The sequence below is a fragment of the Klebsiella sp. 4_1_44FAA genome (assembly GCF_000238715.1).
Classification (GTDB): Bacteria; Pseudomonadota; Gammaproteobacteria; order Enterobacterales; family Enterobacteriaceae; genus Klebsiella; species Klebsiella pneumoniae.
The window spans coordinates 84,937-106,957 of sequence record NZ_JH414801.1 but is presented as its reverse complement, the minus strand read 5'-3'; the positions used below and the strand labels follow the sequence as shown (position 1 = coordinate 106,957).

Here is a 22,021-nt window from a genome sequence, read left to right as displayed (position 1 = left end):
GCGCGGCGGGATGAGCTGGAAAGCGGGGGTGTAAAAAGGAGTTAATCATGGTTAGGCTTGAAAAAAACGATCCGCTGATGCTGGCGCGTCAATTACCCATCAAATCCGTGGCGTTGATCCTCGCGGGCGGGCGTGGCACCCGGCTGAAGGATCTCACCATTAAGCGTGCGAAACCTGCCGTTCACTTTGGCGGCAAGTTCCGTATTATCGATTTCGCATTATCTAACTGCATTAACTCAGGGATCCGCCGCATCGGCGTTATTACCCAGTATCAGTCGCACACGCTGGTGCAGCACATCCAGCGCGGCTGGTCGTTCTTCAGCGAAGAGATGAACGAGTTTGTCGATCTGCTGCCGGCTCAGCAGCGCGTGCATGGCGAAAATTGGTATCGCGGCACGGCGGATGCGGTGACGCAGAACCTGGATATCATCAGCCGCTACAAGGCCGAGTACGTGGTGATCCTCGCGGGCGACCATATTTATAAGCAGGACTACTCGCGCATGCTGATCGACCATGTCGAAAAAGGGGCGCGTTGCACCGTGGCCTGCATGCCGGTGCCCATTGAAGAGGCATCCGCCTTCGGCGTCATGGCGGTCGACGAAAACGAAAAAATCATTGAGTTTGTCGAGAAACCCGCCAACCCGCCGGCGATGCCGACCGACCCGACCAAATCGCTGGCCAGCATGGGCATTTATGTCTTTGACGCCGCCTATCTTTATGAGCTGCTGGAAGAAGACGATCGCAACGAGAACTCCAGCCACGATTTCGGCAAAGACATCATTCCGAAGATCACCGAAGCTGGCATGGCTTATGCACATCCTTTCCCGCTCTCCTGCGTGCAGTCCGACCCGAACGCCGAACCTTACTGGCGCGACGTGGGGACGCTGGAAGCCTACTGGAAGGCTAACCTCGATCTGGCGTCAGTCACGCCGGAGCTGGATATGTACGACCAGAACTGGCCGATCCGCACCCATATGGAATCGCTGCCGCCGGCGAAGTTCGTGCAGGACCGCTCCGGTAGCCACGGCATGACCCTGAACTCGCTGGTTTCCGGGGGGTGCATTATCTCCGGGTCGGTGGTGGTGCAGTCGGTGCTGTTCCCGCGCGTGCGGGTGAATTCGTTCTGTAACATTGATTCGGCAGTCTTGTTGCCAGATGTCTGGGTGGGGCGCTCATGCCGCCTGCATCGCTGCGTGATTGACCGCGCCTGTGTTATCCCGGAAGGAATGGTGATTGGTGAGAATGCGGAAGAGGATGCACGCCGCTTCTATCGCTCAGAGGAAGGTATCGTGCTGGTGACCCGCGACATGCTGCGGAAATTAGGGCACAAACAGGAGCGCTAATGCAGGTCTTACATGTATGTTCTGAGATGTTCCCGCTGTTAAAGACGGGCGGTCTGGCGGACGTCATCGGCGCACTGCCGGCGGCGCAAATCGCGGAGGGTATCGATACGCGCGTGCTGTTGCCGGCGTTTCCCGATATCCGTCGCGGCGTGGTGGATGCCCAGGTGGTGACCCGCCGGGATACCTTCGCCGGGCGGATCACGCTGCTGTACGGCCACTTTAACGGCGTGGGGATCTACCTGATAGACGCCCCGCATCTCTATGACCGTCCGGGGAGCCCTTACCACGATACCAACCAGCACGCTTATCCCGACAACGTCCTGCGCTTTGCGCTGCTGGGCTGGGTGGGAAGTGAAATGGCCAGCGGACTGGATCCGTTCTGGCGCCCGGATGTGGTGCATGCCCATGACTGGCACGCCGGCCTGACGCCGGCCTACCTGGCGGCGCGCGGACGCCCGGCTAAATCGGTGTTTACCGTGCACAACCTGGCGTACCAGGGGATGTTTTACTCCTGGCATATGAATGACATTGAGCTGCCTTGGTCGTTCTATAACATGCATGGCCTCGAGTTTAACGGGCAGATCTCGTTTCTCAAGGCCGGCCTCTACTACGCCGACCATATTACGGCGGTGAGCCCGACCTACGCGCGCGAGATCACCGAGCCGCAGTACGCCTACGGCATGGAGGGGCTGCTGCGCCAGCGCCATCATGAAGGTCGGCTGTCGGGAATTCTCAACGGCGTTGACGACGGTATCTGGAGCCCGCAAAACGATCTGCTGCTGCCGATGCGCTACGATCGCGACACGCTGGAGGAGAAGGCGGAGAACAAGCGTCAGCTGCAGATTGCCATGGGCCTGAAGGTCGATGATAAAGCGCCGTTGTTTGCCGTCGTCAGCCGTCTTACCAGCCAGAAAGGGCTGGACCTGGTGCTTGAAGCGCTGCCGGGTCTGCTTGAGCAGGGCGGCCAGCTGGCGCTGCTGGGCGCCGGCGATCCGGTGCTGCAGGAAGGTTTCCTCGCCGCCGCCGCCGAACACCCGGGCAAAGTGGGTGTGCAGATTGGCTACCATGAGGCCTTCTCCCACCGCATTATGGGCGGCGCCGACGTCATTCTGGTCCCGAGCCGCTTTGAACCCTGCGGCCTGACTCAGCTGTATGGTCTGAAATACGGGACGCTGCCGCTGGTGCGCCGCACCGGCGGTCTGGCGGACACCGTCGCTGACAGTTCGCTGGAGAATCTGGCCGATGGTCTGGCGACAGGGTTTGTCTTTGAGGACAGCAATGCGCTGTCATTGCTGCGCGCTATCCGTCGCGCCTTTGTCCTCTGGTCGCGCCCGTCGCTCTGGCGCTACGTGCAGCGTCAGGCGATGAATATGGATTTTAGCTGGCAGGTTGCCGCGAACTCCTATCGCGAACTTTATCAACGCTTGATGTAACCACTGGAGTCATTGTTATGAATGTACCCTTTAGCTATGCATCACCGACGCTGAGCGTTGAGGCGTTAAAGCATTCTATTGCCTATAAACTGATGTTTATCATCGGTAAAGATCCGGCCATCGCCAACAAGCATGAATGGCTTAACGCCACGCTGTTTGCCGTTCGCGATCGCATGGTGGAGCGCTGGCTGCGCTCCAACCGCGCGCAGCTCTCCCAGGAAGTGCGCCAGGTGTACTATCTGTCGATGGAGTTTCTGATCGGCCGCACCCTCTCGAATGCGCTGCTGTCGCTGGGCATTTATGACGATGTGAGCAGCGCGCTGGCGGAGATGGGGCTCGATCTCGAAGAGCTGATCGATGAAGAGAATGACCCCGGGCTTGGCAACGGCGGTCTGGGCCGTCTGGCGGCTTGCTTCCTTGACTCCCTGGCGGCGCTGGGTCTGCCGGGACGCGGTTACGGCATCCGCTACGACTACGGGATGTTTAAACAGAATATTGTCGATGGCCGACAAAAAGAGTCTCCTGACTACTGGCTGGAGTACGGTAACCCGTGGGAGTTTGAGCGCCACAACACCCGCTATAAAGTGCGCTTCGGCGGCCGCATTCAGCAGGAAGGAAAGAAAACCCGCTGGATTGAGACGGAGGAGATCATTGCGGAAGCCTACGACCAGATCATCCCCGGCTTTGACACCGACGCCACCAACACGCTGCGTCTGTGGAGCGCGCAGGCCAGCAGCGAAATTAACCTCGGTAAATTCAACCAGGGCGACTACTTCGCCGCAGTAGAGGATAAAAACCACTCCGAAAACGTCTCCCGCGTGCTCTATCCGGACGACTCGACCTACTCCGGCCGCGAGCTGCGCCTGCGCCAGGAGTATTTCCTCGTGTCGGCCACGGTGCAGGATATCCTGAGTCGCCATTACATGTTGCATAAGACCTATGACAACCTGGCGGACAAGATTGCCATCCACCTGAATGACACCCACCCGGTGCTGTCGATACCGGAGCTGATGCGTCTGCTTATCGACGAACATAAGTTCAGCTGGGACGAGGCGTTCGAGGTGACCTGTCAGGTCTTCTCCTATACCAACCACACCCTGATGAGCGAAGCGCTCGAGACCTGGCCGGTGGATATGCTGGGTAAAATTCTGCCGCGCCATCTGCAGATTATCTTCGAGATTAACGACTATTTCCTCAAGACTTTGCAGGAGCAGTATCCGAACGATACCGACCTCCTCAGTCGCACCTCGATTATCGACGAGTCTAACGGCCGCCGTGTGCGGATGGCCTGGCTGGCGGTAGTGGTCAGCCACAAGGTCAACGGGGTGTCCGAGCTGCATTCCCGACTGATGGTGGAGTCACTGTTTGCCGAATTCGCCAAAATCTTCCCAATGCGCTTTATCAACGTGACCAACGGTGTGACGCCGCGCCGCTGGCTGGCGCTGGCCAACCCGCCGCTGTCGAAAGTGCTGGATGAGCATATCGGCCGCACCTGGCGGACCGATCTGAGTCAGCTTGATGAGCTGAAACAGCATATCGACTACCCGATGGTCAATCAGGCGGTGCGTCAGGCCAAGTTTGAGAACAAACAGCGGCTGGCCAGCTATATTGCTCAACAGCTCAATGTGGTGGTCAATCCGAAGGCGCTGTTTGATGTGCAGATCAAACGTATCCATGAATACAAACGGCAGCTAATGAATGTGCTGCACGTCATCACCCGCTATAACCGGATCAAGGCCGATCCGCAGGCCGAGTGGGTGCCGCGGGTAAATATTTTCGCCGGTAAGGCGGCCTCGGCCTACTACATGGCCAAGCACATTATTCACCTGATCAACGATGTGGCGGCGGTGATTAATAACGATCCGCAGATTGGCGACAAGCTGAAGGTCGTCTTTATCCCCAACTACAGCGTTAGCCTGGCGCAGCTGATCATTCCGGCGGCAGACCTGTCGGAACAGATCTCCCTCGCAGGCACTGAAGCTTCCGGCACCAGTAATATGAAGTTTGCCCTTAACGGCGCGCTGACTATCGGCACCCTTGATGGGGCAAACGTGGAGATGCAGGAGCACGTGGGCGAAGAGAATATCTTTATCTTCGGCAACACCGCGGAAGAGGTGGAGGAGCTGCGTCGCAGCGGCTATAAACCACGCGAATATTACGAGCAGGATGAAGAGCTCCACCAGGCGCTGACGCAGATCGGTACCGGCGTCTTCAGCCCGGCAGAACCGGGGCGCTACCGCGACCTGCTGGATTCGCTGATTAACTTTGGCGACCACTACCAGGTTCTGGCGGACTATCGTAGCTATGTGGACTGCCAGGATCGCGTCGACGAGCTGTATCAAAACCCGGAAGAGTGGGCCTATAAGGCGATGTTGAATATTGCCAACATGGGCTACTTCTCTTCTGACCGGACGATCCAGGAGTACGCGAAATATATCTGGCATATCGACCCGGTAAGGCTGTAAGCCAGTCAATGCAACACCACACAACACAACGGGGCCATTTGGCCCCGTTGTGTTGTGTGGCGAACGTTTTATTCGGAAAAGTGCCGGGGAGGATTCAGGCTATTGCGGGAATATACTATTGACGTGAATTCGCCAGCAGTACGATAAATGCTCAATAAGTTTACGTTCATAGCCTATGTGGGATGTAGAAACGACGGATACGTTTGATGCCTGGTTCGAATTACAAAGTAGAGCTTTAAAAGAGGATATGTTGGCCACGATGCTCATCCTGTCTGAGTTTGCTCCGCAGCTTGGGCGCCCGTATGTTGATACGGTGAAAGATTCAACGTTTCAGAATATGAAAGAACTCCGGGTTCAGCATCATGGGCTCCCCATCCGCGCCTTTTTTGCTTTTGATCCTCTGCGGAAAGCTATCGTTTTATGTGCGGGCAATAAGGATGGCATGAATGAGAAACGTTTTTACAAAGAGATGATTACTCTGGCTGACAGAGAATTCAGCCAACACCTGACTAAGGAGCGATAATGGCCACGCTAAAAGAACTCATGGCGAAACAGAGTCCTGAAAGCCAGCAGCGTATTGCAGCGAAAGCGGCAGAGATACGCCAGTCTGTCGCTTTAAACTTGCTTCGAGAAGAGTTGCAAATGTCGCAAACAGAGATGGCTGCGGCTATGGGGGTAAAGCAGCCAACGATCGCTAAAATGGAACAGGCTGATAACGACCCTCGGCTTTCGACCCTAAAACGCTACATTGCGGCATTGGGGGGAGAACTCAGTATAAATGTCACATTGCCGACTGGAAAAAAAGTCTCGTTTAATTTGTGAACAGGTATCCGGGCCAAGCGCAAGCCATAGCCCGGGTATTTCTCTCCTGGCGCCACGCGATGTCAGGACGCTAACGACAGTTCAGACTTTCCCGCATGCTGCGCCAGCCATTCGCTGATGCGCGCCTGCTGCTCGGCAGTCAGCCACATACCCTGTTTGGTTCGACGCCAGATGGCGTCATCCAGGCTGCGCACCCACTCGTGCTCCACCAGATATTTCAGCTCGGCTTCATAAAACTCGTGGCCGAAATCTTCCCCGAGATCGCTCAGGGCGCTGGCTTCCTTCAGGATCCACTCGCTGTTGCTCCCGTAGGTGCGGGCATAATGGCGGGCCAGTGATTCACTGATGAACGGGAAGCGACGGCGCAGTTTTGCCGCGTAGTCGTCGCGGTCGCCGCCGATATCGCCGCCGGGGAGCACCGCGGTTTTGGTCCATGCCGGGCCGATCCCTTTGTAATAGGGGGTCAGTTTTTCCAGTGCATGCTCGGCCAGTTTGCGATAGGTGGTCAGCTTGCCGCCGAAGACGGACAGCAGCGGCGCCTGACCGTTCTCATCGTGAATATCCAGGGTATAGTCGCGGGTAATGGCCTGCGGCGAATCCGACTCGTCGTCGCACAGCGGACGGACGCCGGAGTAGGTCCAGACGATATCGTCCCGGCTGAGGGTCTTTTTAAAGTGCGCGTTATAGACGTTCAGCAGATAGTTGATCTCTTTATCATCAATGGCCACCGCTTTCGGATCGCCCTTATATTCGACGTCCGTCGTGCCGATGATAGAGAACTCATCCATCCACGGAATAACAAACACTATGCGTTTATCTTCGTTCTGCAGAATATAAGCCTGTTTCTGGGTATGCACCCGCGGCACCACGATGTGGCTGCCCTTGATCAGACGGATGCCGTAAGGCGAGCGCAGATGCATCCCTTCGTCGAAGAACTGTTTGACCCATGGGCCGGTGGCATTGACCAGGCCGCGCGCCTTCCAGGTAAACTTCTCACCGCTATCAATATCTTCCGCTTCCACCACCCACAGGCCATTCTCACGTTTCGCCGAGATAGCGCGGGTGCGGGTACGCACTTCGCCGCCTTTGCGGACGACCATCTGCGCGTTGGCCAGCACCAGGCGGGCATCGTCGACCCAGCAGTCGGAATATTCGAAACCGCGCACAATTTCCGGTTTAAGTACCGATTCTGCGCCAAAACGCAACCCGGTGGATCCCGGGAGGCTGGTGCGTTTGCCCAGATGATCGTACATAAACAAGCCGATACGGATCATCCATGCCGGGCGCAGATGCGGGCGATGCGGTAGGCGAAAGCGCATCGGGAAGGCGATATGCGGGGCCATTTTTAACAGCACTTCACGCTCGGCCAGCGCTTCGCTGACCAGACGGAACTCATAGTGTTCGAGGTAGCGTAGCCCGCCGTGGATCAGTTTGGAACTGGCGCTGGAGGTAGCGCAGGCGAGATCGCGCGCTTCCAGCATCAGTACGGATAAACCACGCCCGGCGGCATCTGCCGCGATACCGGCACCGTTGATGCCTCCGCCTATCACAATCAGATCTTTGGTTTCCACGTTCTTACCCTCTCACACTTTCGTTTAAGCTCATAAATGCTCGATATCGCTCACTATAGCAAACAAACGCGCTTTTGGTAACATCAAAAAAACATTTTGAAGTGATGGGTGTAACATATTGGCGTTTCTTTACCGCCTGACGGTACACTACAGGGTAAAATTGGGCCGGCCATCGCCCGTCATGACGAGAAAGAGAAGAGAATCATGGAACAGTTTGAATGCATCAATGTTGAAGAAGCGCACCAGAAACTGCATCAGCAGACGGCGGTACTGGTCGATATCCGCGATCCGCAAAGCTATGCGATGGGTCATACGCCGGGCGCGTTTCATCTGACCAACGATACGCTGGGCGCGTTTATGCGTGACAACGACTTTGACACGGCGGTGATGGTGATGTGCTATCACGGCAACAGCAGCAAGGGCGCCGCGCAGTATCTGCTGCAGCAGGGGTTTGATAAGGTCTATAGCGTTGACGGCGGGTTCGACGCCTGGCATCGCCATTTCCCGGCGGAAGTGGCGCGCGGGACGTTTTAACGACTGGCAGGTATACTATCCCCCTTTGTGTGGAATAAGCGATTCGCTGCATGTTAATGATTACCTCTTTTGCCAACCCGCGGGTGGCCCAGGCGTTTGTCGATTATATGGCGACGCAGGGGATTATCCTGACCATCCAGCAGCATACCCAGAGCGACGTCTGGCTGGCTGATGAGAGTCAGGCCGGGCGCGTCAGGGCTGAGCTGGCGCGTTTTCTCGAAAACCCGGCGGACCCGCGCTATCTGGCGGCGAGCTGGCAGTCCGGACAGACCAATAGCGGGTTGCGCTATCAGCGCTTTCCTTTCTTTGCCACGCTGCGGCATAACGCCGGTCCGTTCACCTGGGCGATTCTGCTGATCTGCATCGCGGTGTTCATCCTGCAAAATCTGCTGGGCGATCAGCCGGTGATGATTTGGCTGGCCTGGCCCTACGATCCTTCGCTGCAGTTCGAAGCCTGGCGCTATTTCAGCCATGCTTTCATGCATTTCTCGCTGATGCATATTCTCTTCAACCTGCTATGGTGGTGGTATCTTGGCGGCGCGGTGGAAAAGCGCATCGGCAGCGGCAAGCTGGTGGTGATCACCGTCATCAGCGCTCTGCTGAGCGGCTTCGTGCAGCACCAGTTTAGCGGCCCGTGGTTTGGTGGCTTGTCGGGCGTGGTCTACGCGCTGATGGGCTACGTCTGGCTGCGGGGCGAGCGCGATCCGCAGAGCGGTATTTATCTGCAGCGCGGGTTGATACTCTTCTCTTTAGTATGGTTAATTGCTGGCTGGTTTGATGTTTTCGGCATGGCGATCGCCAACGGCGCGCACGTGGCTGGTCTGGCGACCGGCCTGGCGATGGCGTTTGTTGATACCTTACATGGGCGAAAACGCGCATAAAGACTTACCGACAGGGGTCGGGTAGGCGACATTTTTCCAGGGATATTTCATGAAACAAACACAACGTCATGACGCCATTATCGAGCTGGTAAAAAAACAGGGTTACGTCAGCACGGAAGAGCTGGTTGAGCAGTTCGCGGTAAGCCCGCAGACCATCCGCCGCGACCTGAACGATTTAGCCGAACAGAAAATGATCCTCCGCCATCACGGCGGCGCGGCGCTGCCCTCCAGCTCGGTCAACACCTCCTGGCACGATCGCAAAGCGACCCAGACGGCGGAGAAAGAGCGTATCGCCCGGCGGGTGGCCAGCGAGATCCCGGACGGGGCGACGCTGTTTATTGATATCGGCACCACGCCGGAAGCGGTGGCGCACGCCCTGCTCGATCACAACGATCTGCGGATTGTGACCAATAACCTTAACGTCGCCAACACGCTGATGGTGAAAGAGGACTTCCGCATTATTCTCGCCGGCGGCGAACTGCGTAGCCGGGACGGCGGGATCATCGGGGAAGCGACGCTGGACTTTATCTCGCAGTTCCGCCTCGACTTCGGCATTCTCGGCATCAGCGGCGTAGACAGCGATGGCTCGCTGCTGGAGTTTGATTATCATGAAGTGCGCACCAAGCGGGCGATCATTGAGAATTCACGCCACGTGATGCTGGTGGTGGACCATACCAAGTTTGGCCGCAATGCGATGGTCAACATGGGCAGCATCAGTATGGTCGATGCGGTCTATACCGACGTGCTGCCGCCGGCCGGCGTGCTGAAGGTGATCACTGATAACAACCTTCAGCTGGAGCTGTGCTAAACGGCAACGGCGTCGTCAGACGCCGTATCCCATCATCTTAAGTAACTGCTGGGCATGCTGTACCGCGTCCTGCCGGTGGGCGACGCCCAGTTTCTGATACAGGTTGCGAATGTGGGTCTTGATGGTGGTGGCCGCCACGTCAAGCTCGCCGGCAATCTGCTCGTTGCTGTAACCGGAATAGATTAAGCCAAGCACCTGCCACTCGCGCTGGGTCAGCGGGCTGGTGCGGATAAGCTCCGGCACCTCCGGATGATTCAGCAGTCGCTCGACGAACCCTTCGTCAAAGTGGGCGAATTTGTGGCGATGATGCTGGTTGATGTCGCGCAGAATACGCTGGGCGCGATGCTGCTCCAGCTCCGGCAACGTGTTCAACTGGATCAGCTGGCGCAGCTGCTGGGCCATCGCCTCGCCTTCAATCACAAAGTGGTTGATAAAACCGGTGCGGTTGGCGAGCGTCAGGGCTTCCAGCAGGGCTTTCTGCGCTTCGCTCTTGCGTCCCGACTGCCAGTACAGCTGATTGAGCAGCAGCAGGTTGCGGTTGAGATCGCTCATCAAACGCAGCGAACGCGCATTTTCGTTCAGCTCTTCCAGCACCATTTCCGCCGGTTCGAAATCGCCCAGCAGGATCTGCGCCCGGGCGATGTTGCGCCACTGGCTCTGCAGGAAGTGGTTGTTGGCGAACTCCGGCTTTGGCGTCTGGCGCAGCCAGTTGGCCGCCGCGGTTTTATCACCGGTCATCTGCCAGTAGATCACTCGCACCTTATCGGCGTTGGAGACCCAGTCGCTGTGATAGTGACCGTTACCGAGCAGGTTTTCCAGCCGGTTCAGGTGGCTGCGGGCATTATCCAGATCGCCGCGCGCCAGTGAGCACTGGACCATCAGCGCCAGGCACTGCAGCTGCTGCTGCGGCTGATAGGTGGAGAGCACGTCCATCCCCTGGCGGGCGCAAGCTTCAGCCTCGTCGAGGCGCGCCCATGCCCACAGCAGCTGAGAACGGATGCGCAGCAGGAACTCATGCATCGGCAACTGCTCAAGATGCTGTTCGCGTACCAGCTGGAAGGCTTTCTCCTGGCTCTCCCAGGCGGCCTGCAGGAAGCCCTGGGCGAAGAGGATTTCGCTTTGCTGAATGATGCTCCACAGGGCGTAATGCCATACGTCGTGACGGCGGGCCATCTGTTCGGTCTGCTGCATCACGGCGAGGGATTTGGTCAGCTTCCCCTTACAATGGAGAACTTCGCCATGCACCGATGTGGCGACGATGCGGCTGTAATAGTTGGCCAGCGGCAGCTCTTCCAGGGCCACCATTGACAGACGTTCCGCCTCGTCCTGGTCGCCATCGTTAATCGCCACCTGCGCGCGCAGCGCGTTGAAGTCGCCATGCATCGCGGTGTCCATTTCCACACTCATCTCCTGCTCGGCGCGCGCCAGCAGGGTATTGACTTCGCTGTAGCGATGCTGGCTCTGCATCAGCCAGGCCTGGAGCAGGATCAGGCGCGGATTTTCCAGCAGATTGGACCATGGCAGCGCCGCCAGCGACTGCTCCAGTAGCCCCAGCTCGCTATGGTTAAACATGCCCCAGGCATGATTGAGCAAGATATCGCGCAGCATTTTGGCATCGCCGGCCGCCAGCGCATGGTGGATGGCCTCGCTGGGGAAACCTTGCGCCATCCAGCTTTCCGCCGCGGCGCGGTGGATCTCCGGTAGTTCAACCGCCAGCTCCCACTGACAGCGCTGGCGCAGGAAGCTGCCAAACAGCGGGTGATAGCGGAACCATTCGCCGGAATCATCCATCCGCTGCAGGAACAGCCCCTGGCGTTCGATCTCCTCCAGCTGCATCTGGCCATTCTCTTCGCCGGTGACGCGCACGATTAACGCGTCGTTCATTGAGCGCAGCAGAGAACTCTTCAGCAAAAAGTTGCGCGTGCGGGCGTCAACGTTATCCAGCACTTCATCCACCAGATAATCCGACAGATGGCTGGCGTTAATCCCGGCGAGGCGGCGGGCGGAGTGTTGGGCGGAGGAGTTATTCTGGCGGGCGGAGAGGGCGATGAGTTGTAGCGCGGTGGCCCACCCGGCTACATCGTCGCACAGCCGGCTACTGTCGTCGGCTTCGATAGGCGATGTCAGACGACAGTCGAAAAATTGTTTCGCCTCCTGGTGGGTAAAGGCCAGCTGCTGACTGCCAATCTCCAGAAGCTGATCGCGGACGCGCAGATTGGCAATGCCCAGCTGCGGCAGGTTACGCGACAGGACCACCAGGGTCATATTCTCCGGCTGATGGCGCAGGAAAAAGCGCATCGCATCATGGATCACCGGATTATTGATCAGATGGTAATCATCAATGACGAGATACAGCGGGCGCTGCCAGTCGGCAAGTTCAATAAACAGCTGCGCAAAAAGAGAGGAGAGACTGGCGTACTGGCGTTTTTGCACCATCGCTTCACTGGCCGCGCAGTGGTTGCCGGTAGCCTGCTGAATCGCCGCGATCAGATAGCTGGCAAAACGCTCCTGCTGGTTGTCGCCTTCGTCCAGCGAAAACCACCCAAGATCGTTTTTACCCGCGGCCCACTGAGAAATGAGCGTTGTTTTACCGTACCCGGCAGGACTGGTGATCAGCACGAGACGATAATTGTTCGCGCCGGAAAGTTTCGCCAGTAAGCGCTCACGAACCACAGTGTGTTCAAGGCGGACCGGACGACTTAATTTGGACGGAATCAACATAGTTCTACATTTCGCTGTGCAAGAGAGAGGTTGCGATTTTTTTTGCGCTTCGTAATTAATATCTAATAAGGTCGGTGATTATGAAATTTATTGCAAGTTATGTCCGAAGTTTATGCTCTTGAATTTGCTCTATGTCACAAATTTCGACATTGGCTGAGAATGGGAAAAAATCGCAGGCATGACTGGTCGGCCGCGGTTTTCAGGCGGTAGCTGGCGGAGTGTGGGTGGATTTATTTTACGCTAAGAGTAGTTGTTTGTTTTTATTAAATTATTGTCAGCGATTTCTTAGAAGTAATCTTTTTGCGGGTCAATGCGATGAAAGGTGCTTATTTCTTCAGGGGCCTCTATTTATTTTGTTAATAACGTGGCGAGGAACTGGAAGATTTTTTACGCGTATTGGCCTGTAACAAATTTTTAGCTACCGGAGGTAACCTCTCAATTGTCATATCGCGGTGATTTTTACAGCATATTTTTGCCTTCTCGCCCACACTATAGTGTTCAGGATCACACTTTTCGCTCATCCCCGCCACTCCTCCCTGTCTAATCCCCGTCAGGATGAGGACGATGAATCGGGAGGTCGGCACACTAGCGCCATCGTTTTAGTAAAGGACCCGGATCTCATTATGTCACAGACTACATTTAACAAAGCTCAGTTTCAGGCTGCACTGACGCGTCAGTGGCAGCATTTTGGTTTACAGTCCGCTTCCGAGATGACACAGCGTCAATGGTGGCGCGCAGTCAGCGGAGCGTTGGCGGAACTCCTGGCGGCGCAGCCGGTAGCGAAGCCGGCGCAAGGACAGCGTCACGTTAACTACATCTCAATGGAGTTTCTGATTGGTCGTCTGACCGGCAACAACCTGCTCAACCTGGGCTGGTACGAGGGCGTCAGCGACGCGCTGAAAGGCTACGATGTCAACCTCACCGATCTGCTGGAAGAAGAGACTGACCCGGCGCTGGGTAACGGTGGCCTGGGACGTCTGGCAGCCTGCTTCCTCGACTCCATGGCGACGGTGGGGCAGTCGGCGACCGGTTACGGTCTCAACTACCAGTATGGCCTGTTCCGCCAGTCATTTGACGATGGCCAGCAGATGGAAGCCCCTGACGACTGGGGGCGCAGCAGCTACCCGTGGTTCCGTCATAACGAAGCGCTGGATGTCCAGGTAGGTATCGGCGGGAAAGTCAGCAAAAACGGCGAATGGCAGCCGGCGTTCGTCATTACCGGCGAAGCCTGGGACCTGCCGGTGCTTGGCTATCGCAACAACGTCGCCCAGCCGCTGCGTCTGTGGCAGGCCAAACACGCTCATCCGTTCAACCTGACCAAATTCAACGATGGCGATTTCCTGCGCGCCGAGCAGCAGGGCATCGACGCGGAAAAACTGACCAAGGTGCTGTACCCGAACGACAACCATCAGGCCGGTAAAAAACTGCGCCTGATGCAGCAGTACTTCCAGTGCGCCTGCTCAGTGGCCGATATCCTGCGCCGTCATCATCTGGCAGGCCGCAAGCTGGCCGAGCTGGCGGATTACGAAGTGATCCAGCTGAACGATACGCACCCGACCATCGCCATCCCGGAGCTGCTGCGCGTGCTGATTGACGAGCACCAGCTGAGCTGGGACGACGCCTGGGCGATCACCAGCAAAACCTTTGCTTACACCAACCACACCCTGATGCCGGAAGCGTTGGAATGCTGGGATGAGAAGCTGGTGAAAGCGCTGCTGCCGCGCCATATGCAGATCATTAAAGAGATCAACGACCGCTTTAAACAGCTGGTGGACAAAACCTGGCCGGGCGATAAGCAGGTCTGGGCGAAGCTGGCGGTGGTGCATGACAAACAGGTTCGGATGGCCAACATGTGCGTGGTGGGCGGCTTTGCTGTCAACGGCGTGGCGGCGCTGCACTCGGATCTGGTGGTAAAAGATCTGTTCCCGGAATATAACCAGCTGTGGCCGAACAAATTCCATAACGTGACCAACGGCATCACGCCGCGCCGCTGGATCAAGCAGTGCAACCCGGCGCTGGCCTCGCTGCTGGATGAGACGCTGAAAAAAGAGTGGGCCAATGACCTCGACCAGCTGATCAACCTGGAAAAATATGCTGACGATGCGGCGTTCCGTCAGACTTATCGCGATATCAAGCAGGCCAACAAAGTTCATCTGGCTGAGTTTGTGAAGCAGCGTACCGGGATTGAGATCAACCCGCAGGCGATCTTCGATATCCAGATCAAACGTCTGCACGAGTATAAGCGTCAGCACCTTAACCTGCTGCATATCCTTGCGCTGTACAAAGAGATCCGCGAAAACCCGCAGTCCGACCGCGTACCGCGCGTCTTCCTGTTCGGCGCGAAAGCGGCGCCGGGCTACTATCTGGCGAAAAACATTATTTTTGCCATCAATAAGGTAGCGGAAGCGATCAACAACGACCCGAAAGTCGGCGATAAGCTGAAGGTGGTCTTCCTGCCGGACTATTGTGTATCGGCAGCAGAAAAACTGATCCCGGCGGCGGATATCTCCGAGCAGATCTCCACCGCGGGTAAAGAAGCCTCTGGCACCGGCAACATGAAGCTGGCGCTGAACGGCGCGCTGACCGTCGGGACGCTGGATGGCGCTAACGTGGAAATCGCTGAGCAGGTGGGCGAGGAGAACATCTTTATCTTCGGCCACACGGTTGAAGAGGTGAAAGCCCTGAAAGCGAAAGGCTACGATCCGCTGAAATGGCGTAAAAAAGACAAGCTGCTCGATGCGGTGCTTAAGGAGCTGGAGAACGGCACCTACAGCAACGGCGACAAGCATGCCTTCGATCAGATGCTGCACAGCCTGCTGCAGGGCGGCGATCCGTACCTGGTGCTGGCCGATTTCGAAGCCTACGTAGCGGCGCAAAAACGGGTAGATGAGCTGTATCGCGACGAGGAGGCCTGGACCCGCGCGGCTATCCTCAACACCGCGCGCTGCGGCATGTTCAGCTCCGACCGCTCGATCCGCGATTATCAGCAACGTATCTGGCAGGCGAAACGCTAAAGGAAGGCCTATGGAGAGTAAACGCCTCGATAATGCCGCGCTGGCGGCGGGCATCAGCCCCAGCTATATCAACGCGCACGGCAAGCCGCAGTCTATCGCGGCTGTCACCAAACAGCGCCTGCTGGATGCGATGCATCGCTCTACCGCCGCCACGAAAGTGGCGGTTAACCCGCTGCCGAACGTGAAAATTTTCACTCACGGCAAAAAAATGTCGCTGCCGGTGGCAGGACGCGGTGAGTATCAGTGGATCCTGACTACTGAGGACGGTAAGCAGTATCAAGGGAAAACCCGCGGCGGCGAGACGCTGCCGCTGCCGGCCAAACTGCCGGAGGGGTACCACTCCCTGACCCTCACCCAGGAGGGGGAGCGCTGGCACTGCCGGACTATCGTCGCGCCAGCCCGCTGCTATGAGCCGCAGCCGCTGAAAGAGGGGAAAAAGCTGTGGGGCACCTGCGTGCAGCTGTATACCCTGCGCTCAGAGAAAAACTGGGGGATCGGCGATTTTGGCGATCTGCGGGCCATGCTGCCGGAAATCGCCCGCCGCGGCGGGTCGTTTATTGGCCTTAACCCGATTCATGCCCTCTATCCGGCGAACCCGGAGAGCGCCAGCCCCTATAGCCCGTCTTCACGTCGCTGGCTGAACGTTATTTATATCGACGTCAACGCGGTTGAAGATTTCCAGCGTAGCGAAGAGGCGCAGGCGTGGTGGCAGTCTCCGGCAACGCAGCAGGCACTGCAGGCGGCGCGGGAAACGGACGATGTGGATTATACCGCCGTCACTACGCTGAAAATGACCGCGCTGCGTATGGCATGGAAACAATTCTCTCGTCGTGAAGATGAGCAGATGACAGCGTTCCGCGAGTTTGTTCTGCGCGAAGGGGAAAGCCTCTACTGGCAGGCGGCTTTCGATGCGCTGCACGCCTGGCAGGTACAACAGGACCCGCTGCGCTGGGGCTGGCCGGCCTGGCCGAAGGCCTTTCAGGATATCGACAGCCCGGAGGTGAAAGCCTTCTGCGTTGAGCATGAGGATGACGTCAGTTTCTATCTTTGGCTGCAGTGGCTGGCCTGGAGTCAGTTTGCCGCCTGCTGGGAAACCAGCCAGCGTGACGGCATGCCGATCGGCCTCTACCGCGACCTGGCGGTGGGCGTCGCCGAGGGAGGGTCGGAAACCTGGTGCGATCGTGAACTGTACTGCCTGAAAGCATCCGTAGGCGCGCCGCCGGATATTCTGGGCCCTCTGGGCCAGAACTGGGGCCTGCCGCCGATGGATCCGCATATCATTGCCGCCCGCGCCTATGAGCCGTTTATCGACCTGCTGCGCGCTAATATGCAGAACTGCGGCGCGTTGCGCATCGATCACGTGATGTCTGTGCTGCGTCTGTGGTGGATCCCGTATGGTGAAACCGCCGACCATGGCGCTTACGTTCAGTATCCGGTCGACGATCTGCTGTCGCTTCTGGCGCTGGAAAGCCAGCGTCATCGCTGCATGGTGATCGGTGAAGATCTGGGCACGGTACCGGTGGAGATCGTCAGCAAGTTACGCAACAGCGGCGTCTATTCTTATAAGGTGCTCTATTTTGAGAGTGATGCAGAGAAAACGTTCCGCGCGCCGGCGCTGTACCCGGAGCAATCAATGGCTGTGGCGACGACGCACGACCTGCCCACTCTCCGCGGCTACTGGGAAAGCGGCGATCTGACGTTAGGTAAAGCGCTGGGCCTCTATCCTGATGAGGTGGTGCTGCGCGGACTGTACCAGGACCGCGAGCTGGCGAAGCAAGGGCTGCTGGACGCGCTGCATAAGTACGGCTGTCTGCCCAAGCGCGCCGGCCATAAGGCCTCGCTGATGAGCATGACGGGGATCCTCAACCGGGGGATGCAGCGTTATATTGCCGACCAGCAACAGCGCCCTGCTGGGCCTGCAGCCGGAAGACTGGCTGGAGATGGCGACGCCGGTTAACATTCCGGGCACCAGCACCGAGTACCCGAACTGGCGCCGGAAGCTGTCCGTCACCCTGGAGCAGATGTTTGCCGATGAACGGGTCAATAAGCTGATTAAGGATCTGGATAAACGGCGCAAGGCGGCGAGCAAGAAAGCCGCCTCCTGATAACTTCCTGCCGCGCGCTCCTCTGCGCGGCGAAGAGCATGTCCGATAAAAAAGGCCGGCCCGCTTCACGCGGACCGGCCTTTTTCTGTGGCGGGAGTGACCTTACACCACCATCCCCAGCAGCAGACAGCCCACCAGGCCGCAGACTGAGATAATGGTTTCCAGCACCGACCAGGACTTGATGGTCTCGCCGATGGTCAGGTTAAAGTACTCTTTGAACAGCCAGAAGCCCGGATCGTTGACGTGGGAGAAGATAACGCTGCCGGAGCCAACGGCGATAACCATCAGCTCCGGGCTGACGCCGGTGGTGGCGATCAGCGGCGCGGCAATCCCGCCCGCGGTGATGGCGGCTACGGTCGCCGAACCCAGCGCGATACGCAGCACCGCGGCGATAGACCACGCCATAAACAGCGGAGACATGTTCGATTCGTGCATGATAGAGGCGATGTATTTATCCATGCCGCTATCCACCAGCACCTGCTTGAAGGCGCCGCCGCCGCCGATAATCAACAGCATCATGGCGATGATTTTGATCGAAGAGGTCAGGGTATCGTTGATCTGCTCCATGGAGCGGCCGCGGTTCAAACCGAAGGTGAACAGGGCAATCAGTACCGCAATTAGGGTGGCCATCACCGGGTCGCCGAAGAACTCGGCAATTGGCAGGAAGGCGTGGCCTTTCGGCAGGATCATCTCAGCCACGGCGCGCATCGCCATCAGGATCACCGGAACCAGCGAGGTCCAGACGCTGACGCCAAAGCCTGGCATCTCTTCTTCAGTGAACACTTTCGGGTTATGCAGGCCTTCCGGGATCGGCTTATCTATCCCTTTCAGGAAGCGCGCAAACACCGGTCCCGCCAGGATAACCGTCGGGATAGCCAGAATGGTGCCGTAGAGCAGCGTTTTGCCCATATCGGCATGGAAGATGGTGGCGATCGCGGTCGGACCCGGATGCGGCGGCAGGAAGCCGTGGGTGACGGAGAGCGCGGCTGCCATCGGTACGCCGACGTACAGCAACGGAATACGGGCCGAGGCGGCGATGGTGAACACCAGCGGCAGCATCAGCACGAAGCCCACTTCATAGAACAGGGCGAAGCCAACGGTGAAGCCGGTCAGGACCACCGCCCACTGAATATGCTTCTTACCGAACTTATTGATAAGCGTGGTGGCGATACGCTGGGCGCCGCCGCAGTCTGCCAGCAGCTTACCGAGCATAGCGCCGAAGCCCATGATCAGCGCGAGGCTGCCAAGGGTGCCGCCAACGCCGTTTTTGATGGAGACGATCACTTTATCCAGTGGCATACCCTGCATTAATCCGACGGCGAGCGCCACCAGAACCAGCGCAATGAAGCCGTTCATTTTGAAACGGATCATTAACAGCAACAACAGGGCAACCCCGATAGCAACGATGACTAATGGCATGATTTACCTGGCCTTAATTTGTTATGGGTAACGTCAAAGTTCGAACCTGTAGAGCATCCGCTCCGTCAGGGAGCAAAATAGTCTGGCGCCGTAAACGCTTGCATTATCCTTACCCAGAGAAAGGATAGCTGGCTATTTTTTTGCCGGTGGCGCCTGAAATGGATGATACGGGTAACATGTGAGGGTTGAGAATCACCTGACGTGGGAAAATGTTAAATATGAGACTTAAGTCATACTCTTTCCCCGGTTTTTGCCGGTCGTTTAGCGGGAGATGTTGCGCGGTAACACAGAATGGATCACGGCGATCCGGCGGCAGGCTGCCGCCGGAGGAAGGGTTTAGTAGTAGGAGTGCTCGCCGCGCTGGTGCTCGGTCAGATCGCGAACCCCTTTCAGCTCCGGAAACTCGTTCAGCAGCTGTTTTTCAATACCTTCTTTCAGGGTCACGTCGACCATCGAGCAGCCGTTGCATCCGCCGCCGAACTGCAGGATAGCCAGACCGTCGTCGGTGATCTCCATCAGCGATACGCGGCCGCCGTGGCCTGCCAGCTGCGGGTTAATCTGCGACTGCAGCAGGTACTCGACGCGCTCCATCAGCGGGGCATCGTCAGAGACTTTGCGCATTTTGGCGTTCGGCGCTTTCAGCGTCAGCTGCGAGCCGAGCTGGTCAGTGACGAAATCAATTTCAGCGTCTTCCAGATAGGGCGCGCTGAGCTCATCGACATAGGCGGTCAGCTGTTCAAATTTCAGCGCCGTGTCGGTGTCTTCCACCGCATCCGGTGGGCAGTAGGATACGCCGCACTCAGCGTTTGGGGTGCCGGGATTAATCACAAATACGCGAATTTGCGTCCCTTCTTCCTGATTTGCCAGCAGTTTGGCAAAGTGCGCTTGTGCAGCATCGGAAATACGGATCATAGCGTTGGCCTAATAGTTGACTATTTTACTGGGTTATAATACGCCCATCAGCGGGGGTCTACAAGGTACGGCACAAACACCATACCTGAACCGTCGCGGCGCCGTTTCGCAAAAGCAGGCGGGATATCTCGGCGACGGTGCTGCCGGTCGTGACGACATCATCCACCAGAGCGATATGGAGTCCCTGCACGGCAAATTCAAGCTGAAAGGCATTTTTCAGGTTCTGCCTGCGCTGGCGGGCATTGAGCGAATGTTGGACGGCGCCGGCTCGCTGGCGAGTCAGGCCTTCGCGATGCCAGACGCATCCTCGCCAGCGGGCTAACGGTCGGCACAGTTCGTCGCACTGATTATAACCCCGGCGCCAGCGACGGCGATGCCATAGCGGCACGCCGACCAGAGCGTCTACTGGCGGCAAATCGTCACGCTGCAGAAGGCGCTGCAGCAGCAGACGCGCGAGGGCGGGGCCCAGCTCCGGGCGATGGTGAAACTTCAGCTGCTGCACCAGACCGCTCAGCGGCGGGCGATAGTCATTGACCGCCACCAGCCGATGCCAGGGAGGCGGCTTTTGCAGGCAGCGGCCGCAGGGGTGACGGGATGCCGCCGCCGGCAGGCCGCACTGCGGGCAGAGCGGGGGACAGGCGAGCAGGGCGCGGCTGCAGCGGGAGCAGATCCCCCAGCGGGCGACTGCCAGCGGCATTTGGCATAGCCAGCATAAGCTGTGTGCTGTTAGCATATTTGGCCTTCTGTCCAGTAAAAAGAGAACGGTAACGGATGAACGACATCTGGTGGCAAACAATCGGCGAAGGAGATTGTCATCTTGTGCTGCTGCACGGCTGGGGGCTGAACGCTCAGGTATGGGATTGCATCACGCCGCAGCTGGCTTCGCATTTTACCCTCCACTTGGTGGATCTGCCGGGCTATGGCCGCAGCGGCGGGTTTGGGGCGATGTCGCTGGAGGCGATGGCGCAGCGGGTGCTGGAGCAGGCCCCTCCACAGGCGGTGTGGCTGGGCTGGAGCCTGGGCGGGCTGGTGGCCAGCCAGGTCGCGATTATGCGTCCGGAACGCGTGCAGGCGCTGGTGACGGTTGCCTCTTCCCCCTGTTTCGCGGCTCGTGACGACTGGCCCGGCATCAAGCCCGAGGTGCTGGCCGGATTTCAGCAGCAGCTGAGCGACGATTTCCAGCGCACCGTCGAGCGATTCCTCGCCCTGCAAACCATGGGCACAGAGAGCGCGCGTCAGGATGCGCGGGCGTTAAAGCAGGCGGTGCTCTCGCTGCCGATGCCTTCCGCCGAGGCGCTGAATGGCGGACTGGAGATCCTCAGAACCGTCGATCTGCGTCAGGCGCTGGTCAGGCTGCCGATGCCGTTTCTGCGGCTGTATGGCCGGCTGGATGGACTGGTGCCGCGCAAGATCGTCCCGTTGCTGGATGACCTGTGGCCGGAAAGCGAGTCAATCCTCTTCGATAAGGCCGCGCATGCGCCGTTTGTTTCCCATCCCGCGGCCTTCTGCGAGCCGCTGCTGGCGCTGAAGACGCGGCTGGGGTAATTTTTTTTGCCGCGCCATGGTAAAAGGGCCATTCCTAGCAATACTTAGGTTGTTACGGTGGTTGATTATTTCAATCCGCCACCGTGACCTACAATAACAACCTTATGGAGAGTAGAGGCTATGAAACTTGTTACAGGAATGGTTGCATCTCTGGTGATAGGCACCCTCTCTTTCGGCGCATTCGCCGCGAAAGAGATCCAAAAAGAAGACGTGGCGAAGATGAATCTGACCAAGGTCGGTAGCATTACGACCTCCAGGACGACGTCGCCGATGGACGCCCGACGCGATCTGTCGAAAAAAGCCGATGAGCTGGGTGGGAAATACTTTGTGGTGATTGCCGGGCAGAAAAACGAAAAAACCGTACACGCGAACGCTGACGTTTATAAATAATCCAGTCATAAGAAAACGGGCCTGCTGGCCCGTTTATCATAGCTGTCTTACTCGTTTT

General features: G+C 57.8%; 16 protein-coding genes and 1 pseudogene. 12 read left to right on the top strand and 5 right to left on the bottom strand.

All coding sequences use genetic code 11. The annotated features are described in order from the left end of the window. The first annotated feature begins 47 nt into the window (after positions 1 to 47). From glgC to HMPREF1024_RS12205, 5 genes are all read left to right on the top strand, one after another. Positions 48 to 1,343 (top strand): glucose-1-phosphate adenylyltransferase, encoded by a 1,296-nt coding sequence (glgC, locus tag HMPREF1024_RS12185; RefSeq protein ID WP_009308733.1) that lies wholly within the window; start codon positions 48 to 50, stop codon positions 1,341 to 1,343. Further along, on the top strand, positions 1,343 to 2,776 hold the full coding sequence (glgA, locus tag HMPREF1024_RS12190; RefSeq protein ID WP_002920564.1) for a glycogen synthase GlgA: 1,434 nt from the start codon (positions 1,343 to 1,345) through the stop codon (positions 2,774 to 2,776). The genes glgC and glgA overlap by 1 nt, the downstream gene beginning before the upstream one ends. Positions 2,777 to 2,793: 17 nt before the next feature. Beyond that, on the top strand, positions 2,794 to 5,241 hold the full coding sequence (gene glgP, locus HMPREF1024_RS12195) for a glycogen phosphorylase (RefSeq protein ID WP_002920561.1): 2,448 nt from the start codon (positions 2,794 to 2,796) through the stop codon (positions 5,239 to 5,241). A gap of 175 nt (positions 5,242 to 5,416) precedes the next feature. Beyond that, positions 5,417 to 5,764 (top strand): type II toxin-antitoxin system RelE/ParE family toxin, encoded by a 348-nt coding sequence (locus HMPREF1024_RS12200; protein WP_004174016.1) that lies wholly within the window; start codon positions 5,417 to 5,419, stop codon positions 5,762 to 5,764. Continuing rightward, a complete protein-coding gene (locus HMPREF1024_RS12205) occupies positions 5,764 to 6,063 on the top strand; it encodes a helix-turn-helix domain-containing protein (RefSeq protein ID WP_008806992.1) in 300 nt (99 codons plus the stop codon). Before HMPREF1024_RS12200 ends, HMPREF1024_RS12205 begins: the two co-directional genes overlap by 1 nt. 62 nt (positions 6,064 to 6,125) lie before the next feature. On the opposite strand, the gene glpD is transcribed toward HMPREF1024_RS12205, so the two are convergent. Next, positions 6,126 to 7,634, bottom strand: a complete 1,509-nt coding sequence (gene glpD, locus HMPREF1024_RS12210) for a glycerol-3-phosphate dehydrogenase (protein WP_002920554.1) — start codon at positions 7,632 to 7,634, stop codon at positions 6,126 to 6,128. Positions 7,635 to 7,838: 204 nt separating this feature from the next. Here glpD and glpE point away from each other — a divergent pair, with 204 nt between their 5' ends. From glpE to HMPREF1024_RS12225, 3 genes are read left to right on the top strand one after another with little or no spacing between them, the layout of a single operon-like run. Beyond that, positions 7,839 to 8,168, top strand: a complete 330-nt coding sequence (gene glpE / locus HMPREF1024_RS12215) for a thiosulfate sulfurtransferase GlpE (RefSeq protein ID WP_002920552.1) — start codon at positions 7,839 to 7,841, stop codon at positions 8,166 to 8,168. A gap of 50 nt (positions 8,169 to 8,218) precedes the next feature. Further along, a complete protein-coding gene (glpG, locus tag HMPREF1024_RS12220; protein WP_004151408.1) occupies positions 8,219 to 9,049 on the top strand; it encodes a rhomboid family intramembrane serine protease GlpG in 831 nt (276 codons plus the stop codon). 49 nt (positions 9,050 to 9,098) lie between these two features. After that, complete coding sequence (locus HMPREF1024_RS12225; RefSeq protein WP_002920548.1) at positions 9,099 to 9,857, top strand: DeoR/GlpR family transcriptional regulator; 759 nt, start codon at positions 9,099 to 9,101, stop codon at positions 9,855 to 9,857. A gap of 15 nt (positions 9,858 to 9,872) precedes the next feature. Here HMPREF1024_RS12225 and malT read toward each other — a convergent pair whose 3' ends face one another. Then, positions 9,873 to 12,578, bottom strand: a complete 2,706-nt coding sequence (gene malT, locus HMPREF1024_RS12230) for an HTH-type transcriptional regulator MalT (protein ID WP_002920545.1) — start codon at positions 12,576 to 12,578, stop codon at positions 9,873 to 9,875. A gap of 623 nt (positions 12,579 to 13,201) precedes the next feature. On the opposite strand from malT, the gene malP reads away from it, so the two are divergent. Next, complete coding sequence (gene malP, locus HMPREF1024_RS12235) at positions 13,202 to 15,592, top strand: maltodextrin phosphorylase (protein WP_004151407.1); 2,391 nt, start codon at positions 13,202 to 13,204, stop codon at positions 15,590 to 15,592. A gap of 10 nt (positions 15,593 to 15,602) precedes the next feature. Then, a pseudogene (gene malQ, locus HMPREF1024_RS12240) lies at positions 15,603 to 17,697 on the top strand (4-alpha-glucanotransferase). A 102-nt stretch (positions 17,698 to 17,799) separates the two neighbouring features. On the opposite strand, the gene gntT reads toward malQ, so the two are convergent. The 3 genes from gntT to gntX form a co-directional block, all read right to left on the bottom strand. After that, positions 17,800 to 19,116 carry a gluconate transporter gene (gene gntT, locus HMPREF1024_RS12245; RefSeq protein ID WP_002920542.1) on the bottom strand — a complete coding sequence of 439 codons (1,317 nt, stop codon included), beginning with the start codon at positions 19,114 to 19,116 and terminating at the stop codon, positions 17,800 to 17,802. 336 nt (positions 19,117 to 19,452) lie between these two features. After that, the gene (nfuA, locus tag HMPREF1024_RS12250; protein WP_002920540.1) at positions 19,453 to 20,028 is read right to left on the bottom strand and encodes a Fe-S biogenesis protein NfuA; all 576 of its coding nucleotides are present in this window, start codon (positions 20,026 to 20,028) and stop codon (positions 19,453 to 19,455) included. Between the two features lie 58 nt (positions 20,029 to 20,086). Continuing rightward, entirely contained in the window at positions 20,087 to 20,761 is a 675-nt protein-coding gene (gene gntX, locus HMPREF1024_RS12255; protein WP_004185961.1) for a DNA utilization protein GntX, read from the bottom strand. A gap of 38 nt (positions 20,762 to 20,799) precedes the next feature. On the opposite strand from gntX, the gene bioH reads away from it, so the two are divergent. Further along, positions 20,800 to 21,573, top strand: coding sequence for a pimeloyl-ACP methyl ester esterase BioH (gene bioH, locus HMPREF1024_RS12260; protein WP_004174021.1), 774 nt, complete (start codon positions 20,800 to 20,802; stop codon positions 21,571 to 21,573). Between the two features lie 120 nt (positions 21,574 to 21,693). Continuing rightward, positions 21,694 to 21,963, top strand: coding sequence for a YdgH/BhsA/McbA-like domain containing protein (locus HMPREF1024_RS12265; protein WP_002920510.1), 270 nt, complete (start codon positions 21,694 to 21,696; stop codon positions 21,961 to 21,963). Positions 21,964 to 22,021: the final 58 nt, after the last annotated feature.

Coding starts and splice junctions, on each gene's coding strand:
- glgC (WP_009308733.1), top strand. CDS start 48: ATGGTTAGGCTTGAAAAAAACGATCCGCTGATGCTGGCGCGTCAATTA.
- glgA (WP_002920564.1), top strand. CDS start 1,343: ATGCAGGTCTTACATGTATGTTCTGAGATGTTCCCGCTGTTAAAGACG.
- glgP (WP_002920561.1), top strand. CDS start 2,794: ATGAATGTACCCTTTAGCTATGCATCACCGACGCTGAGCGTTGAGGCG.
- HMPREF1024_RS12200 (WP_004174016.1), top strand. CDS start 5,417: ATGTGGGATGTAGAAACGACGGATACGTTTGATGCCTGGTTCGAATTA.
- HMPREF1024_RS12205 (WP_008806992.1), top strand. CDS start 5,764: ATGGCCACGCTAAAAGAACTCATGGCGAAACAGAGTCCTGAAAGCCAG.
- glpE (WP_002920552.1), top strand. CDS start 7,839: ATGGAACAGTTTGAATGCATCAATGTTGAAGAAGCGCACCAGAAACTG.
- glpG (WP_004151408.1), top strand. CDS start 8,219: ATGTTAATGATTACCTCTTTTGCCAACCCGCGGGTGGCCCAGGCGTTT.
- HMPREF1024_RS12225 (WP_002920548.1), top strand. CDS start 9,099: ATGAAACAAACACAACGTCATGACGCCATTATCGAGCTGGTAAAAAAA.
- malT (WP_002920545.1), bottom strand. CDS start 12,578: ATGTTGATTCCGTCCAAATTAAGTCGTCCGGTCCGCCTTGAACACACT.
- malP (WP_004151407.1), top strand. CDS start 13,202: ATGTCACAGACTACATTTAACAAAGCTCAGTTTCAGGCTGCACTGACG.
- gntT (WP_002920542.1), bottom strand. CDS start 19,116: ATGCCATTAGTCATCGTTGCTATCGGGGTTGCCCTGTTGTTGCTGTTA.
- nfuA (WP_002920540.1), bottom strand. CDS start 20,028: ATGATCCGTATTTCCGATGCTGCACAAGCGCACTTTGCCAAACTGCTG.
- gntX (WP_004185961.1), bottom strand. CDS start 20,761: ATGCTAACAGCACACAGCTTATGCTGGCTATGCCAAATGCCGCTGGCA.
- bioH (WP_004174021.1), top strand. CDS start 20,800: ATGAACGACATCTGGTGGCAAACAATCGGCGAAGGAGATTGTCATCTT.
- HMPREF1024_RS12265 (WP_002920510.1), top strand. CDS start 21,694: ATGAAACTTGTTACAGGAATGGTTGCATCTCTGGTGATAGGCACCCTC.